Source organism: Bacteroides luti (genome assembly GCF_900128905.1).
GTDB classification, from domain to species: domain Bacteria; phylum Bacteroidota; class Bacteroidia; order Bacteroidales; family Bacteroidaceae; genus Bacteroides; species Bacteroides luti.
The window spans coordinates 117,346-135,118 of sequence record NZ_FQTV01000007.1; the positions used below are offsets into that span (position 1 = coordinate 117,346).

General features: G+C 38.0%; 9 protein-coding genes. 4 read left to right on the top strand and 5 right to left on the bottom strand.

The window, feature by feature from the left end:
• Nucleotides 1–80: 80 nt before the first annotated feature.
• The 3 genes from BUC21_RS08095 (at nucleotide 81) to BUC21_RS08105 (ending at nucleotide 7,313) form a co-directional block, all read left to right on the top strand.
• On the top strand, nucleotides 81–3,245 hold the full coding sequence (locus BUC21_RS08095) for a SusC/RagA family TonB-linked outer membrane protein (protein WP_245797078.1): 3,165 nt from the start codon (nucleotides 81–83) through the stop codon (nucleotides 3,243–3,245).
• A 21-nt stretch (nucleotides 3,246–3,266) separates the two neighbouring features.
• Nucleotides 3,267–4,877, top strand: coding sequence for a RagB/SusD family nutrient uptake outer membrane protein (locus BUC21_RS08100; protein WP_073401066.1), 1,611 nt, complete (start codon nucleotides 3,267–3,269; stop codon nucleotides 4,875–4,877).
• A 96-nt stretch (nucleotides 4,878–4,973) separates the two neighbouring features.
• Nucleotides 4,974–7,313, top strand: a complete 2,340-nt coding sequence (locus BUC21_RS08105; protein WP_073401068.1) for a glycoside hydrolase family 2 protein — start codon at nucleotides 4,974–4,976, stop codon at nucleotides 7,311–7,313.
• A 172-nt stretch (nucleotides 7,314–7,485) separates the two neighbouring features.
• Here BUC21_RS08105 and BUC21_RS08110 read toward each other — a convergent pair whose 3' ends face one another.
• Nucleotides 7,486–8,112 carry a class I SAM-dependent methyltransferase gene (locus BUC21_RS08110; protein WP_083547646.1) on the bottom strand — a complete coding sequence of 209 codons (627 nt, stop codon included), beginning with the start codon at nucleotides 8,110–8,112 and terminating at the stop codon, nucleotides 7,486–7,488.
• Between the two features lie 223 nt (nucleotides 8,113–8,335).
• On the opposite strand from BUC21_RS08110, the gene BUC21_RS08115 reads away from it, so the two are divergent.
• Nucleotides 8,336–8,803, top strand: coding sequence for a hypothetical protein (locus BUC21_RS08115; RefSeq protein ID WP_139261336.1), 468 nt, complete (start codon nucleotides 8,336–8,338; stop codon nucleotides 8,801–8,803).
• A gap of 282 nt (nucleotides 8,804–9,085) precedes the next feature.
• On the opposite strand, the gene BUC21_RS08120 is transcribed toward BUC21_RS08115, so the two are convergent.
• The 4 genes from BUC21_RS08120 to BUC21_RS08135 all read right to left on the bottom strand — a co-directional run bounded on the left by BUC21_RS08120 (nucleotide 9,086) and on the right by BUC21_RS08135 (nucleotide 17,764).
• Nucleotides 9,086–11,413 carry a beta-galactosidase gene (locus BUC21_RS08120; protein WP_073401072.1) on the bottom strand — a complete coding sequence of 776 codons (2,328 nt, stop codon included), beginning with the start codon at nucleotides 11,411–11,413 and terminating at the stop codon, nucleotides 9,086–9,088.
• A gap of 8 nt (nucleotides 11,414–11,421) precedes the next feature.
• On the bottom strand, nucleotides 11,422–13,011 hold the full coding sequence (locus BUC21_RS08125) for a glycoside hydrolase (RefSeq protein ID WP_073401074.1): 1,590 nt from the start codon (nucleotides 13,009–13,011) through the stop codon (nucleotides 11,422–11,424).
• Nucleotides 13,012–13,103: 92 nt separating this feature from the next.
• Nucleotides 13,104–14,735: a RagB/SusD family nutrient uptake outer membrane protein gene (locus BUC21_RS08130; protein WP_073401077.1), complete on the bottom strand. Its 1,632-nt coding sequence runs from the start codon at nucleotides 14,733–14,735 to the stop codon at nucleotides 13,104–13,106.
• A gap of 11 nt (nucleotides 14,736–14,746) precedes the next feature.
• A complete protein-coding gene (locus BUC21_RS08135) occupies nucleotides 14,747–17,764 on the bottom strand; it encodes a SusC/RagA family TonB-linked outer membrane protein (protein ID WP_073401079.1) in 3,018 nt (1,005 codons plus the stop codon).
• Nucleotides 17,765–17,773: the final 9 nt, after the last annotated feature.

The window sequence follows — 17,773 nt, forward strand, 5'->3', positions numbered from 1 at the left end:
TCTATCCAGGTCTGATATAATCTAACCTTAAAAATAGAAGGATATTACATTTGCACAGAAACTTTAAAATCGGTAAAAGTATGAAAAAACACAATCTTGGACGCAGAGATTCCTATTATGAAATGAATCTGCTGAAAGTACCCAAATTCTTCTTTAAAGGGTTAATTACAGCTTTATTATTTTTTTGTATAACAACAGCTTTTGCTCAACAGAAGTCAGTTGTTGCAGGTACTGTTGTTGATGAAGGAAGCAATCCTATTATTGGCGCATCAGTAACTGTTTCGGGGCAAAAAGTCGGTACGGTAACCGATATAAACGGAAAGTTCTCTATTAATGTAGAGCCAAACAAAACTCTTGAAGTAACATTTATTGGTTTTGTATCACAAAAAGTTCCGGTAAAAGGTCAGAAAACAATCAATATTGTTTTGCGAGAGGACAATCAGGTGCTTAACGAAGTAATTGTAACTGGTTATGGTGCTGTATCAAAGAAAAACCTTACAACTTCTATTGTTAAAGTAAAAGCAGATGATGTTCCTAAGGCTGCTAATAGTAACATGTCTCAAATGTTGATGGGACGTGCTGCTGGTTTGCAGGCAACTGTTTCCAGTGCTCAACCGGGCGGAGGTATTGACATTACCATTCGTGGTGGAGGTGCACCTATTTATGTAGTTGATGGTGTTGTAATGCCTGGTTCTTCTTTGGAAGCGAATTCAGGAGGTAGTACAACTGTTATTCCATCGAATGTAAACCGTTCTGGCTTGGCTGGCTTGAATCCTGATGACATTGAGTCTATTGAAGTGCTGAAAGATGCATCAGCTTCTATTTATGGTATTGGTGCCGCCAATGGTGTAGTTTTAATTACTACCAAAAAAGGTAAGGAAGGCAAAATGAGAGTTACCTATGATGGTAGTTTGTCATCTGTATCTAATTATAAATATATCCAATCTTTGGATGCTAAGGACTACATGAGTTATGTCAATGTATTCAAAAAGGAACAGTATTTATATAATAATGGTCAGGGTGTGTATGGTAGTACTGCTTATGATGGTGGTAGTTCTGAAGTGTTCACTGCTTCTCAAATAGCTTCAGCACAAACAACAAACTGGCGTGATATGATTCTTCGTAACGGAAGCATCTCTAATCACAATGTTACAGTTCAGGGAGGATCGAACGCTTTGCAATATTATTTATCTGGAAATTACTTCAACCAGGTAGGCACGGTAGAGAACTCAGCCATGGAGCGTTTTACTTTACGAAGTAATATAGCTTCTCAGCTTACAAGTTTCCTAAAATTAACGGCAGCTATCAACTTTAATAAAAACCGGAATAATAATGGTACGGTAGGTGGTTCATCTAATGGCCGTGGTGGACAGGCTTCCGGATCTTTAGCAGCAGCATTGTCTTATCCTACTAATATGTCTATTAAGGATGCCGATGGGAAATATAGCACATTCCTTACTATTCCCAATCCTGTAGGAATGCTTGATATTGATGATGTCTCTGTTTCGGAAGGTTATAATATGAATTTCACAATGGATTTTGAAATTATAAAGAATATGCTGGCGGCAAAAGTTCTGTATGGTTATAACTGTGAAACTTCTGATCGTAGTGTTTATATTCCATCAAACGTTTATTATGACCAGGTATTTCAGTCACGTGGTAGTTTGCAGAAAAATGTTCGTGATAACAGTACTATGGAGGCTACTATTTCCTTTAATAAAAGTTTCCTGGATAAGTTTACATTTGATGCAGTTGTAGGAATGGGACGTTATTTCAATAATTATAATGGTCTGGGTGTTTCTTACACTGATATTAATGATGTTATTCAGAATTATAATATCTCAGCAGCTACAGGCAGTGTTGCACAGTCATCTTATAAAGCAGCAGATGAAAAACGTTCTCAGTTTGGTCGTTTTAGTCTGGATATTCTTGACCGTTATGTTATAGCTGGTAGCCTTCGTCGCGACGGAACTGATAAGTTTTTTAAAGATAAGAAATATGCATGGTTCCCTTCAGTTTCTTTAGCATGGAAAATTTTCAACGAAAAATTCATGAAGAGCATTGAGTGGGTAAATCTGCTTAAATTAAGAGCTTCTTATGGTGTAACGGGTAATGACAATCTGGGAACTACTTTATATGGATCTTATGGTGCTTTTGGTCATTATGTAGAATTTGATCAGAATAGTACCAAGTATATACCATTTATTTTAAACAGTCAGGATTACCCAAATGTAACATGGGAGAAAACAGTTATGAAAAATGTTGGTCTTGATTTCTCAATTTTTAAAGATCGTATTGGCGGCAGTTTTGATTATTTCTGGAATGATGTAACAGATATGCTGGGCACTGCAAATTCTAACGGACTATCCATGTTTGGAACATATCCAATTAATGGAGGACATATCCGCCGTTATGGATGGGATGCCACTATTAATACTAAGAATATAATAACAAAGAATTTCCGTTGGAATAGTATGCTTACATTGTCTCACTACAATGCTATCTGGAAAGAGAGAATGCCGAACTATGATTATGCAGAATATCAGGTACGCAAGGATGAACCTGTTAATGCACTTTATTTTTATCGCACCGATGGTCTTGTAAATGCAACGATGAGCAATTGCCCGGATTATCAGCCGGATGGATATAAGAAACCGGGTTGCCCAATTATCAAAGATTTAAACGGTGATGGTACAATTACAGTTGGAGATGTTGATATGGTAAATGTAGTGCCTGATATCTATTTAGGTTTTGGAAATACATTCTACTACAAAAACTGGGATTTGAACGTTTTCGTGTATTCACAACTTGGTTTGAAGAAATATAATTATATATATTCTTGGTGTAATGGAACTCAGTTAGCTAACCAAACCTTGAACCAAAGTACTTATATAAAAGATGCATGGACTTCTGATAATCAGAATGGTAACCTTCCTGGTATTGCATATTATTTATCTTCAGTATCTCTGCCAGGTAGTTGTGGTACAGATGTTGGATATCAGAATTCTTCTTTCCTTAGAGTTCGTAATATAACTTTAGGTTATACTTTCAACGAAAAAAGTCTGGGAGTATTGAGCAAGTATTTTAATACAATACGTATTTATGCGGATGCTCAGAATCCATTAACAATAACAAGCTTCAAAGGTTTCGACCCCGAAGTTTATACAGGAAACAGTTATAAAGCCGGAAAAGCAGAATATCCGCAGATCCGTACTTTCTCAATGGGTGTAAAAGTTTCCTTCTAATCAATTAAAGACACAAATAATATGAAAAAGATAATATTTGCTTTACTGGCATCAGGAGCTTTGTTCTTCTCTGGTTGTGAAAATGACTTTGATGCAAAAATCTATGGTTCTCTGTCAACGACTAATTTTCCTTCATCCAAAGCCGACTATGAAAATTATATGATGGATTGTTATATCCCGTTCTGTATTAATTGGGGTTATTCTTTCTCTTCCTGGCAGGAAGGTTTTTATGTAGCAGAAGGTGGCACTATCCGTATGCTCGATTCTACTTCCGATTTATGTGCTCCCTGGACAATCTCAACATGGGGTGGTGACTGGCAGCGTATGACACAAGGAAAATTTGATGATCTTAAATATGCAGGTCGTGCCACAGGCGGTACTCCTTCTCATTTCGAAAAAGTACGTGATGTAACCCGTATGACAAAAGTGATAGCTACCCTTCAAAATGCGCCTTCTAATGTTCTAAGTGATGAAAAGAAAAAAGAATTTATTGGTGAAGCACGTTTATGTCGGGGTATGGTTATGTATTACCTGCTTCATTTTTATGGACCAGTACCAGTGATATTGGATGATAATTATATAGGTGATGCGGATGCTGAAGCCAATTTAGTTCGTCCTTCATTGGATGATATGACTAAGTATATCACTGACGATCTGGAATATGCAGCAGAGAATTGTCCAGAAAAACAGTCAGAAAAAGGACGTTATACAGCAGATTATGCTCGTTTCTGTTTGATGCGTCATTATCTGAATGAAGGTGCCCACATGTCCGGTTATTACCAGAAGGCTTATGATATGTTCAGTAAGTTCACTGGTAGCTATTCATTATATAAGAGTGGTACTAACCCTTATGCCGATCAGTTTAAAATAGCAAACAAGTTCAATAGTGAGGTTATCATGGCTGTTTCTTGTAATAGCAATGCTACAGGTAATGGAAATGAAGGAAACTTTAATCCTCTTTCCTGGTATGTTGTTCCGGGCAATGCAACCAAATATGATGGCGATGGAAAAGCTACTCCATTTGTTTTTCAAGGAGGAGGCTGGGGACAGTGCTTTAATATTGATCCAAAATTTTATGCAACATTTGAATCAGGAGACTTAAGAGCACAAACAATTCTGACTTCTTATTACAGTAACAATTATGGTTTGGTAAAATCTTCCGATATTGGTGATAAATGGAATGGTTATGTTATCAATAAATATCCAGCTGAGACTGCAACTTCATTTCAGGGAACAGATTTCCCTTTGGCTCGTTGGGCAGATGTTCTTTTAATGTATGCCGAAGCTGACGTTCGTTTGAAGAACGCAGTTTCTTCATCAGCAATCAGTTGTGTAAATCAGGTTCGTAATCGTGCAGGATTACCAAATCTGACTGCCGACAAAACATCTTCACCAAGTGCATTCCTTGATGCTCTGCTCACGGAACGTGGACATGAACTGATGTATGAAGGTGGACGAAAAGTAGATTTGATTCGTTTCAACAAGTATAATACAATAATGACAGCCTATGGACGTACTCCGTCTAGTCAGTATTTCCCTTTACCTAACTATGCTGTTGAACAGGCAGAAAAATCAGGATTTACTTTAACACAGTATTTTACTCGTACTGATTATGATGGATCTGCTAAATAAACAGACTTGGAAATTGATTAATAAGGTAGTTATTTCAAATAACTGAGATAACTACCTTAATTAACTCTTATAAGTAAATTCAATATTAAAATAATTATGAAAAGGCTCCTTACTATATTGTTTGTTCTCTTTTTAATAAGTATTCAATCGGAAACTGTTACAGCTCAAAATCTATTCAATAAAGGGTGGAAATTCTTTCGTTGTGATTCACTTACTTCATCTGTAAAAGAACCGTTTTTTTCAAATGCGTTTGATGATACTGCATGGGAATCGGTAACAATTCCTCATACTCCCCGTATTGAGCCGTTAGTTGTGAACAATCAGTGGCAGGGAGATTGTCTGTATCGTAAAACATTTCAGTTGCCTGAAAAGGATCGGGGAAAAATTCTGTTTATAAAGTTTGATGCTGCAATGAATGCCGCAGAAGTATGGATAAATGGAATAAAAGCTGGGAGTCATTTAGGAGGATATTTACCATTTAGTATAGATATAACTTCAAAAGTTCGTTTTGGTGCATTAAACACAATTGCTGTAAAGCTCGACAACAGAGACAATGTTGTAACTGGTCCGAAGCCATTAAAACTTCTCGATTTTAATACCTATGGAGGTATCTACAGGAATGTAAGTCTGATAGTAAAATCTCCAGTATATATAACTGATGCAAATTATGAAAATGAAACAGCCGGAGGAGGAGTTTTCTTTCACGCATCAGATATTTCATCTGCTAATGCCACAATACACACAAAAACACACGTCAGAAATCAATCCGGGAAAAATGTAAAAGTAAAGGTTTACTATTCACTATATGATAATAAAAATACTAAAGTTGCTACTTTTCAATCTGCACAGAAAACTATTCCGTCAGGAGAAAGTAATTATTATGAATCCGACGCTAAAATAATGTCACCAGCACTCTGGTCGCCCGATTCTCCATCGTTATATACACTACATGTAACCGTTTTGGCAGATAATAAGAAAGTTGACGAAGAACAAATAAAAGTTGGAATACGGGATATTAAGATAACTAACGAAGGTTGCTGGATTAATGGCAAGAAAACATTTCTTAGGGGAGTCAATCGACATCAGGAGTATCCTTATATCGGATATGCACTTTCTGATAATGCCCAGTACAGAGATGCTTATATCATTAAACAAAGTGGCTTCGACTATGTTCGTTGTTCGCATTATCCTCCTTCACCGGCTTTTCTTAAGGCTTGCGACGAACTTGGAATATTGGTTCTTGATGCAGTACTTGGATGGCAGTATTTTGGTGATGAGGCTTTTGCACAACATGTGCTGAATTCTTCACGCCAATTAATTCGAAGAGATCGCAATCATCCTTGCGTTCTGGCATGGGAACTGTCCATCAATGAATCTCCAATGCCTGAATCTTTTATGAAGCAGGCACATCAGATTGTCAGTGAGGAATATCCCTATGGAAAACCTTATTCTGCAGGATGGATAAATAAAATATATGATATTTATATTCAAGCTCGCCAACACCGTCATGGTGAGGATAAAACAAGACCTCTTATTGTATCTGAATACGGAGATTGGGAGTATTATGCACAAAATGCCGGATTTAATCAGGATAGCTGGGCTGATTTAAAGAGTGAAGAAAGAAACAGTCGCCAGCCCCGTGATGCCGGAGAAATAAGATTGTTACAACAAGCTAGGAATGTACAGGAAGCACATAACGACAATCTTTCCACACATGCCTTTGCCGATGGTTACTGGGCTATGTTTGATTATAACAGAGGGTATAGTAATGACTTGGAATATTCCGGTGCAATGGATATTTTCAGACTTCCTAAGTATGCATCATACTTTTTCCAAAGTCAGCGTTCAGCGCAGGGAGAAGGATGTTTCTCAAAACCAATGATTTTTATTGCTTCAGAATGGATGCCAGGGGTATCAAAAAACGTGAGAGTATTTAGTAATTGCGATGAAGTAGAGCTATATGTAGATGGTAAATTGCTTGAAAAACGCAAACCAGACACCGATTTATTGTCATCAGACCTGAAGCATCCACCATTTACATTTAGCGTAAGTTGTTTAAAAGCTGGCAAACTGGAAGCTGTTGGTTATATAAAAAATAAAAGATCTGTCAGCCAGATTGTTGAAACAGCAGGGAAAGCAGATCATTTAGCTCTTTCATGCAATATTGCAGGGCGTAAGCCACAGGCTGGTTGCAATGACGTGATATTTATTTATGCCAGTTTACAAGATAAGCAGGGTTTCACTGTTACTAATACAAAAATACCTGTTAGTTTTGTAGTGGAAGGTGATGCTCAAATTATTGGAAATAATCAACCTGTAACAGAAGCTGGTATTGCACCTATTCTGCTTCGTTTAGGTAATAAGAAGGAAATTATAAAGATAAAAGCATTTTCTGATAAGTTGCAGTCTGCAGAATTATTGATAAAACCAGAATGATCTATTTTAATTAAGTGCTATGAGAATAAAGAATCTGTTTCAGAAGAATGACTTTAATACACAGCTAATGGGTGTTTGGTTTGAATAACAGGTAGATAGATTGTCCGTCGAACAGATTTTAAGTGTACATTTTATCTGTTCGACGGTTTTTTATATCTTAGTCAGAACAACTTCATCCCTTCTCGGCAACTAAAAGAAAGACAGGATATTCACGCAATGCATCAGCTCTTCCTTTTTTCATCACAAAGCATTCCTCTGAAGTGATATTTGTAAATCCGACTTTTTCCAGATTTTCTTTGAGTAGTTTCACATCAAAACCATTGTGACCGGTAAATCCTTCTCCATGAAAAGAACCATCTTCTGAGTATAAATCAGCTATAACCAGATAGCCTCCGGGATTAAGCATTTTGTTGAATCGGTTGATTATTAATTCTGTATCAACCACATGATGCAATGCCATTTGTGTGAATATGCAGTCAAAAGAATCATTGCTCAACTCTTCCTGTTCAAGATTAAAAAGTAACGGTTTCAAGTTTGTGGAATGATACGCAGCAATCTTCTCCTGAATAACCTTTATCATTTCCGAAGAGTTATCCATCAGTGTAATTTCTGCAAAAGTATCAGATAACATAAAGCTTAGAATTCCTGTTCCGGCTCCAAACTCCAACGCTTTCATAGCAGGCTTGAATGGAATTTTTGCAATCATTCTTTCCGCTATTGCTTTTGAACGTTCCCAATGAATGGTCTCTTTATCCCATTCACGCGCTCTATTATCAAATTCATTTATTTTCATATTCATTTTGTTTGCAAGTTATGACTATTTTTAAAGATTGCAATGTTAAGAAATTATTCATTAAGTGCATCTTCTTTTTACAGTTTTTACCTGATATTGCATTTTAATTATTCAATTAAAAGCTTATATTTGCCAATAACTAAAAAAAGGACAGTGAATGTATCAGATTAAATTAGAAAAGGATGACTTTTTAAGATTTATGCTTTTTACAGCTTCTAAATCCAAGCGAATGAAAAATAAAAGGATTCGGAGTTGGGTACTGACTACATTGGTCATTTTAGGTCTTGGACTATTATTTTTTCAAAAAGAAGACAAGTTTCTGGCTTATTACTTTTTCATATCTGGAGCTGTTTGCCTCTTCTTTTATCCTCTTTATTATCGGTGGAGATATAAGATATTTTATGAGAAATTTATTCAGCAAAATTATAAAAACAGAATTGGAGTTATTACTGAAATAGGATTCGAAGATGGATTTATAATTTCGAAAGATAAATCAGGAGAAGAGAAAGTCAGGCTAACCGAGATTGAATTCATCTATGAAATAAAGGATAATCTGTTTATAAGAATGAAGAATGGTGAAACAATGGCTATTCCTTCCAAGATGCCTGATTATACTGTATTTAAAAATGATCTGAGCAAACTGATCAGCAATCTGGGTATTGTGTGGGAGGTTGAGCTGGATTGGAAATGGAAGTAAATTATTAAGTAACTGCTCACAAAGAAAATAGATTATATTGTTACATAAACAATTGAGGGTGGCAAATACTTTTTGGGTACCATTAAACAGCTATTGTCTCTGATAATCAAAGATCTATATTTCTGAAAAACAGTTTTTAAAAGAATACTTGGTTGATAATTTGAATAATATCTAAACTTTAAAAGCCTGTAAATAATGCTATAACATTGTGTAAATAAATCTTCATAAAAAAAGGCAGAGGAATTATCTCCCTCTGCCCCTTGTTTAGATTTTGTGTTTGTGTTAGTATTTAAAAGCTCCGGCTTTAACGTAGACTTTATAATCCTTAATCATTCCCGGGCAACCTTTTTCTGCTCGTGGCAGGTATCTGAAGCCAGTAACGACTGCATCCTTTCCAAGATCTATCACAACCTGATGAGGATAAGCTGCATTGTCTACTGCACTCCAGAATGTAGATTCCTGAAGGTCGAATATCTTGTCGGCAGTGCGGTTACCACTTCTGGTCTCTTCACTATCTGCATAAAGAATCTTCCAGTTTTCACGGGATAGTGGCTGACCATCGGCTCCCAATACGTGAAGCTCTGCAACAGAAGCTATATTGCTGCCATCAAAAGAAGATAGTCCTTCCAGACAGAAATAGCGTCCTTGCACTTGCTTGTCGAACTTCACTTCCTGCCAGCCGTTACGAAGTGTAAACGTTCCTTGTGCTGCTGCTGTTTCGTTCTGAAGATCTAACTTCTGACCACTCTTACGGTGGGTTTCCGGAGCTTTTTCACGAAGCATATCCAGGATTGGCTTTTTCAAACCTTTCACGATGGCTTGCTGAGGACCTTTCAGGTCGAGAACAATAATCTCGTTCTCACCTTTCTTCAGCCAACAACCGGGCATGTAAAGTGTTTGCTGTGGACCGATTTCCCAGATTCTTCCCATGGCATGTCCGTTTACCCAAACCATACCTTTACCCCAAGTTTGCATATCAAGGAAGGTATCTCCAGTTTCTTTCAGATTGAACGTTGCACGGTAATAGGCAGGCATAGTTTGTTTGCCCTTTGCTGTATATTTCTTATTCTGAACAAATTTGTAATCAACCGGGAAGTTGTAGACTGTCCAGTTTTTCAAGTTAACGGCATTGCCATTTAAAAGCAATTCTACCTTTTCGGTAATACCTTTACGGTCGTGGATAGACTTATCGAAGTTTACACGTCCCATAGCTTCCACCAGGATATCCAGTCTGGCACCCGCTTTCAAGGCAGGAAGTGTAACGCTGTTCTCACCGTGACGGCGATCCAGGCGACCAATCAGTTTGCCATTGACAAAGATCTGAGCCCAGTCATGCATTTCAGTAATAAGCAAGGTTGTTCCGGCTTTTACTTTAGGCAAAGTAGTGCGATACAGAATTGTTCCCCATCCCTGATTGAACTGTTCCATTGGCTTGATATCCACACTCTTCTTAGGAGCAGGAAGGTTTGCAAACAAAGGAGCAGCAGCTTCGAACTTGATTGCCGGAATTTCAATAACCGGATAGGCTGCAGGTACATCAGCAAGTTTCTCTCCCGGAGCTACATATTTGGAAAGAAGTTCACGCAACTGCCAGAACTTAGGTGTTGTCCATCCGGCTTCACTGATCGGAGCATCGTAATCATAAGAGCTACACATGGCAGAGTATGCCGGATTGTTGGCACCTCCCCAATGACCGAAGGTGGTTCCTCCGTGAGTCATGTACAGACTGAAAGAGATATTCTGATCGAGCATATCCTTTAAGCCGGCTACCATTGTTGCACCATCGCGGGTTTCGTGCTTACGTCCCCAGTGGTCGAACCATCCCGACCAGAACTCACTGCACATCAGCGGAGATTCCGGACGAAGGCTTTTCAGCTTTTTGAACTGACTCTCAATGTTGGCACCGGTTCCGAAGTTTACAGTCCACAACAAATCGTCCAACGCATTATTGGTAAAATTAGAACTCCAGTCGCACTGGAACAAAGGTACTTCGGTAAAGCCCGATTCACGAACGATGTCTCTGATTGCACTTACATAAGGCTTGTCAGTGCCATAAGAACCATATTCGTTTTCTACCTGAACCATAATAATGTTACCACCGCGGGTAATCTGCAAATCAGCCAGCTGCTTGCCAATTTCCTTCATAAACTTACGCACACGCTCCATGTAATAAGTATCGAGCGTACGAAGCTTTACGTCCTTCTTGAGCAACCACCAGGGTAGTCCGCCCATTTCCCACTCAGCACATACATACGGACCGGGACGAACAATGACATACATACCATGTTTCTGAGCCAAGCGGCAGAAGCGGGCAATATCTTTGTTGCCTGTAAAATCGAACTCATCGGGATTCTGTTCGTGCAGATTCCAGAATACATACAGACAAAGGGTGTTCATTCCAAGCGATTTACACATCTCAATGCGTTGCTCCCAATAAGCATCGGGAATACGCGGATAGTGTATCTCTGCTGCTTTAATAACAAAAGGCTTGTCGTTCAGCAGGAATGTATTCTTGCCAGCCTTGAATGTTCCTCCCGATTGAGATTGTACATTAGCTGCACAGGATATTAAAAGAATTACGGTGAGTATAAAAGATGTTATTCTATTCATCGCATATATTATTTAAAATCATAAACAACTGTTACAACAGATTTTGGCTGAATAGAGCTGTTATTAGAGCTTAATTCTTTTTCTGATAAATCAGATGAAGCATTAGTTGTGTATTGTTTCACACTAGAAGCCTTCTTGGATAATCCATTCAACGAAAGATCTACTCCAATTATTTTAGTAGTAAGATTAGTGTATACTACTACCAATTTATCTTTTTGAGGTGAGAGGTAAGCAGAACCAAAGAATGAATTTGAAGCATTCTGTACTGTTAAATTCACTCGCTGGTAACCTGGACGAATAAATAAACTGTAATTACCTAAAGTCCATAAAGTCTTTGTTGCCTCATGAGTACCGCTTTTTTCAATATCTCCATACGCTCCATCAGCTGGAGTAGTCTTTATTAATAAGAATCTGTTTTTGTGTCCCCAACGTTCCACATCCAGAGAAGTCCAGTATGACCATGAAGATACATTGGCTGTAGCTAAATCGTGATGAATAACTTTAGCCATGCAGAGAGCAATGTCCATATAAGAAGCATTATCGTGTCCCGGATAATCTTCATAGTTATCACTCATCATACTCCATTCTGTTTGATAAACCTTCAGGTTTTTAGATTTTGCAGCGGTTGCTACCTGACTGCGAACATCATACATAGTAGCCCAGTTTGTATCAGTCCAATAGCTATGACCTGCAATAATAGGTGCTACATGAGTTAAATTTCCTACATAATTTACAGAACCCTCATTAAAGAAATTCTGTATAACGTCGCTGCGTCCGGCATCATTCTTTACTTTATAAAGATATTCCCAGTCACCGGCTTCGGCCAATAAAATTTTAGTGTTTAGGTTCTTGTCAGTAAGTGCTTTGTCCAATTCAACAGCCAGACGTTTAATTTCACTGTTTTGCCATCCGCTTCCTTCTTGTGAAGGAGAAGCCCAATTGTATTGAGGTTCATTTACAGGACTGATATAATTAAAGTTGATACCTTTTTGTTCTTTAAAGTAGGAGAGAGCATTTGCCATGTATTTGGCAAAATCGTCATAACAATCATCCTTCAAATTAGCAAAAGCTCCTTTTGCAGAATAACCTTTACCATTTACAGTATAGTTTACAGGAGGAGTATTGCTGAACATAACAAAAGATTCGCATCCCAAACTCTTAGCTTTTTCTAAAAAGTATTGCTGTCCCTGATGATGGCTCCAGTCTAGCGTTCCATCTTGTTGCAGGAAGCATTCTGCTCTGCGAGATTTATCTGTAATGTCACTACTGCTACCTTGTTCTGCTGTTCCGCCACCTAGATTAAAGCGCCACATAGACAGACCAATTCCTTGCGGAGCCCCGTTTTTTATCTCCTTTGAAAAAAGAAGATTTGCAATAGCCTCTTTCTCGTCATTATTCCAATATTTTCCAATATAATTAGGAACCCAGCAATCAGAGGCAGCAAAACCATCTATCGTTTGATAAGTAACAGTGGCATCAATAGTCACATTCTTTGTTATGTCTACATTAACATCATCTTTCGGAGGCGAATCAACCCCACTGTCTCCACATGAAGCTAATGAGAACATACCTATTAAAAGTAATATATTCATTTTCATATTATTTCGTTAGTTAAAAAATGCTCCTTTCTCCAGAGAAAGGAGCATTTTTGTGAAATAAAAACAATCTTAGTTTACACCCTTATTATTAATTAATAACCCGGATTTTGTTCAATAGTTCCTTCAGACATAGTTACTTCTGAAATAGGAATTGGGAAAAGCAAGTCACGCTTTTCATCGAAATAATAACCTTTATTGCTATTTTCTTTCTGGTTAGCCCATTCAAAAGGATCGGCAGTAGCCTGATTTGTATTAGCTTTTACAAAAGAACCGTTTGGTCCCATAATACTACATACCAAAGGTTTGTTATCATCACCTTTCCAACGACGAATATCATAAAGACGTTCACCTTCCAGTGCAAGTTCTAAACGGCGTTCAGTGCGAATAGCATCACGAAGTTTGTTACCTGTAAGAGTCAGATCAGGCAATTGTACACGGTTACGCACCTTGTTCAGATAAATAAGTGCTTCGCCATCTTTTCCAAGTGCATTTTCTACTTCGGCATACATCAATAAGATGTCGGCATAACGAAGCAGACGATGGTTTTGTGGAATATATCCTTTGTTAAATGTAGCCGGACGCTGGTTTACAGGGATATAAAATTTACGGCTTACGCGAGCTGATTTATGATTTCCCGGAGAAGCAACGAATATATTTGGATAAGTACTCTTTATAGCTTCAGAGTATCCAGCCAATAGTCCTGCAAAATTATCTTCACCAGCTATCTCTGTAGCACCATGTTTGATGATAGTCCATTTTAAACGAACATTATCACCAGCATCAATAAATGCCTTTTCAAGATTAGCTGTAGGTAATCCCCATGACCATCCTGAGTCGTCACGTGATCCGCTGACAATTGGAAGAGAAGCTCCAAGACCATAAGTTGCATCGTATGTATACTGTACCTCGAAAAGTCCCTCTTTGCTGTTGTTGGATTCAATAGCCCAAACTTTACCGAAATCGCTTAATAATTCATATTCACCAGAAGCAATAATATCCTTCAACAAAGCTTCAGCCTCAGCATATTTTTCCTGATACAGATAAACTTTTGCTAAATAGCCCTGAGCAGCACCTTTGGTAGCTCTACCCAAATCAGAAGAACTTAAAGCACTACGTTTTGGCAGAACTTCAATAGCATCTTTCAAATCTTTCTCCACCTGAGCATAAGTGTCAGCCAAGCTACTGCGGGTAATACCTTTAATATCAGAAGGCATTGCTTCATTCAATATAAGTGGCAATCCGCCAAAGTTTCTTGCTAAGTCAAAGTAAAAGTAACCACGAAGGAATTTAGCTTCGCCAATCAATCGCTTTTGTAGTTCTGTATTAGCAATAGGAGCATCGGGTATGTGGTTAATAGCTACATTGCAACGATAAATGCCTTTGTAGCGAAATTGCCAGAAGTTCTGAGCAGCTCCGTTACTGGAACCACCGCTGGTGTAATGAGCCAGTGAAAGATAGTCTCCCTGATCCTGTGAAGTGTTACCCATCCACATATCATCGGTACACATACCTGTAAGGTTCCAGAATTTTGCAATCTGCCACCAGTCATCGTAAAAAATAGATTGGTAACAACCGGTAATTGCCTTTGTACAATCAGTTTCACTTTGGAAATATGTGTCCAGGTTTTCCTGTCCCAATACAGGTTGTTCCAAAAAGTCGGAACAACTGCTAAGGCCTGCTGTCAGTAAAGCAGACAATGATAAAGCTATAATAGATCTTTTCATTTTAGTATCAATTAAAAGTTCAAATTAACTCCAAGCAAGAATGTTCTTGGATTCGGATAACCGATATTATCAACACCAGATTCTGTAACACCACCCATTGCAGCACGTTCAGGATCCATACCTGAGTAGTTTGTGATGGTAAACAAGTTCTGAGCAGAAAGAGAAACTCTTACACCAAGACCTTTTATCATGTTCTTAGGTAAAGTGTAACCAAGTTGCAGTAATTTGCAGCGGAAATATGAACCATCTTCTACAAAGAAACTGGATACAGTTGTGTAGTTGTTGTTAAGGTCGTTTACAGAAAGACGTGGAATCGATGCTCCTGTATTGTCTTCGCGCCAAACCTTATCATAAGTTCCTGCATATACGTTTGAACCGGATGTACCTGCATAAAGTGATTTGGTAGTATTGAAGATGTCATTACCAAATGTACCATAGAAGTTAGCAACAAGATCAAAGTTCTTATATCCTAAACGAGTGTTGAAACCTAACATTAAATCCGGGAATGGATTACCGATGAAAGTTTTATCATCTGCATTCAGCACACCATCATGATTTCTGTCTCTGAAGATAAGATCTCCTGGTTTTGCATAAGGTTGTATCAATGTACCATGTTCGTCGGTATGAGCATTAACCTCTGCTTTGTTCTGGAAAATACCGTCACAAGTATATCCGTAGAAACCACTTAGATCTCCACCTTCTTCATTACGAATAATGTAGTTTCCTGAGTTCAGTTCTTTAGTATAAAGAGGAGCTTGTCCTGTAAGTTTAATAATCTTGTTTTTTACAGAAGACAGATTAACGCCAAGGTCATAGCTGAAGTCGCCTTTCTTATCATTCCAGTTTAATGAAACTTCCCATCCGGTAGCTTTCATACTACCAACATTTGTCCATACACGGCTATTCCAGTCTGGGTAACCCAAAATCAATAAGTTTTCCTTTTGCAAAAGCATGTCGGTCGATTTCTTTTGGAAAAGATCAACGGTCATACTCAAACGATTATTAAGAATGCTCATATCAAGACCAATATTGTGGTCTTCTACAGTTTCCCAACGCAGAGAAGTATTACCTACAGAGCTAACTGCACTACCAATAATACGATTGCCACCAAGTACATAATCGGCATTGCCCATTAATGTAAGATAAGCAGAGTTTGCAATATTTTGATTACCAACACGTCCCCATCCAAGACGGAACTTCAGGTTGTTGATAAATTCCTGATCTTTCATGAAATCTTCGCCCGACACTCTCCATGCAGCAGATACAGCAGGGAATGTGGCATATTTACTTCCTTTAGGGAAGCGAGAAGAACCATCAACACGTACAGATGCTGTTAGATAGTATCTGTTATCATAGTTATACATTGCACGTCCAAGATATGAAAGCAATGTAGTATATTGATCCGTACCGCTAGCCTTTTGACTTTGTGTACCGGCATTTACCTGTTGCAATTCAATGATGTTACTTGCTGTGTTCTCACGAGAACCTGTTAGCCAGTAGTTAGAGAATTTTTCCATTGTATAACCCACCATTGCATTAATATTATGCTTTTTATTGATGGTAGTCATATAATTGGCAGTATTTGTCCAGTTCCAGTCAACCTGAGTATTGAATTTGCGTTCTACATAACTTAATTCCTGTTGTTCCAGATTATCAATATAGAATTTAGGAATAAAGGTATCAGAGATACGGAAAGTAGCGTTTACACCAAATTGTGAACGTAAAGTCAAACCTTTGATAGGTTCTACAGAAATATATGGAGTCATTAACAAACCATATTCATCACTTGAATAGTTTTGTCTGGCCAATGAACCGGCTGGGTTCCAAACCTGGTTGTTGTAAGAACGCTGATAGTTATTGTATTTGTTATCTACCCATGCTTCCTCAGGACGGTATACAGGTGTAGTAGGGTCCATTCTCATTGCAGAACTAAATAATCCGGATGGAGTATCGTCCCAACGTTCTAATTTAGGAGCTAAATCAATACCTGTCTTAACTACATTATTGAATTTGTATTCAGTATTGAAACGAGCAGTCAGCTTATCCCAGAAACCAGTATCAAACTGAGAGTTTTGTTTGAAATAACCTACACTACCGCTGAACGTATATTTATCAGTACCACCTTGAAAACTAATATTGTAATTCTGGATTAAAGCAGTCTTATTAACCACTTGGTTCCACCAGTCAGTTCCTGTTGAACCTTCCGGAGTGTTCCAGATAGGAGTACTGCCATCATTAGTGTAACGAGCCTTGAATACTTTTTCATATTCACTGGCATTAGCCATTTTAGGATCAGCAATAGTCTGCAAACCTACAGAAGTATTTATCTGGAATTGAGTTTTACCGGCTTTTCCTTTTTTAGTAGTTACAAGTATAACACCATTAGAACCACGAGTACCATAGATAGCTGCAGCCGAAGCATCTTTCAATACTTCAATGCTTTCAATATCATTCTGACTTAAGAAATTAATGTTAGTTCCTACCGGCATTCCGTCTACTACATATAGAGGGTCCGATCCATTTGTTGTGGTAACACCACGAATAATTACACGAGGAGCATCACCAGGACCACCACTGCTTGAAATCTGCACACCATTAATCTTTCCCTGAAGGGCGTTCATGGCGTTACCGCTCGACAAAGTCTTTATATCTTCTCCTTTTACAGTTGAGATAGAACTGGTAAGGTCGCTCTTTTTAACAGCACCATAACCAACTACAACAACTTCATCAAGTACAGAAACATCTTCGTCAAGACTAACATTGATTACCGCTTTCCCATTTACATTAGCAGTCTGTTTTTTGAAACCTACCATCGAATAAATGATAGTAGCATTACCAGAAACATTTGATAAGGAATAATTTCCCTCCAAATCGGTCATTGTTCCCTGATTGGTTCCTTTGACTAAAACAGTAACTCCAATAATGGGCTCTTTATCTTTGACAGAAGTAACCTTTCCTGTCACTGTCATTTTCTGAGCGTAAACACTCATTGATATGACTGATAGTATGATAAATAAATACTTTTTCATTTTAATTGT

Bases quoted from the DNA above. Each gene is read 5' to 3' on its own strand.
- BUC21_RS08095 (WP_245797078.1), top strand. From the start codon at position 81: ATGAAAAAACACAATCTTGGACGCAGAGATTCCTATTATGAAATGAAT.
- BUC21_RS08100 (WP_073401066.1), top strand. From the start codon at position 3,267: ATGAAAAAGATAATATTTGCTTTACTGGCATCAGGAGCTTTGTTCTTC.
- BUC21_RS08105 (WP_073401068.1), top strand. From the start codon at position 4,974: ATGAAAAGGCTCCTTACTATATTGTTTGTTCTCTTTTTAATAAGTATT.
- BUC21_RS08110 (WP_083547646.1), bottom strand. From the start codon at position 8,112: ATGAATATGAAAATAAATGAATTTGATAATAGAGCGCGTGAATGGGAT.
- BUC21_RS08115 (WP_139261336.1), top strand. From the start codon at position 8,336: ATGAAAAATAAAAGGATTCGGAGTTGGGTACTGACTACATTGGTCATT.
- BUC21_RS08120 (WP_073401072.1), bottom strand. From the start codon at position 11,413: ATGAATAGAATAACATCTTTTATACTCACCGTAATTCTTTTAATATCC.
- BUC21_RS08125 (WP_073401074.1), bottom strand. From the start codon at position 13,011: ATGAAAATGAATATATTACTTTTAATAGGTATGTTCTCATTAGCTTCA.
- BUC21_RS08130 (WP_073401077.1), bottom strand. From the start codon at position 14,735: ATGAAAAGATCTATTATAGCTTTATCATTGTCTGCTTTACTGACAGCA.
- BUC21_RS08135 (WP_073401079.1), bottom strand. From the start codon at position 17,764: ATGAAAAAGTATTTATTTATCATACTATCAGTCATATCAATGAGTGTT.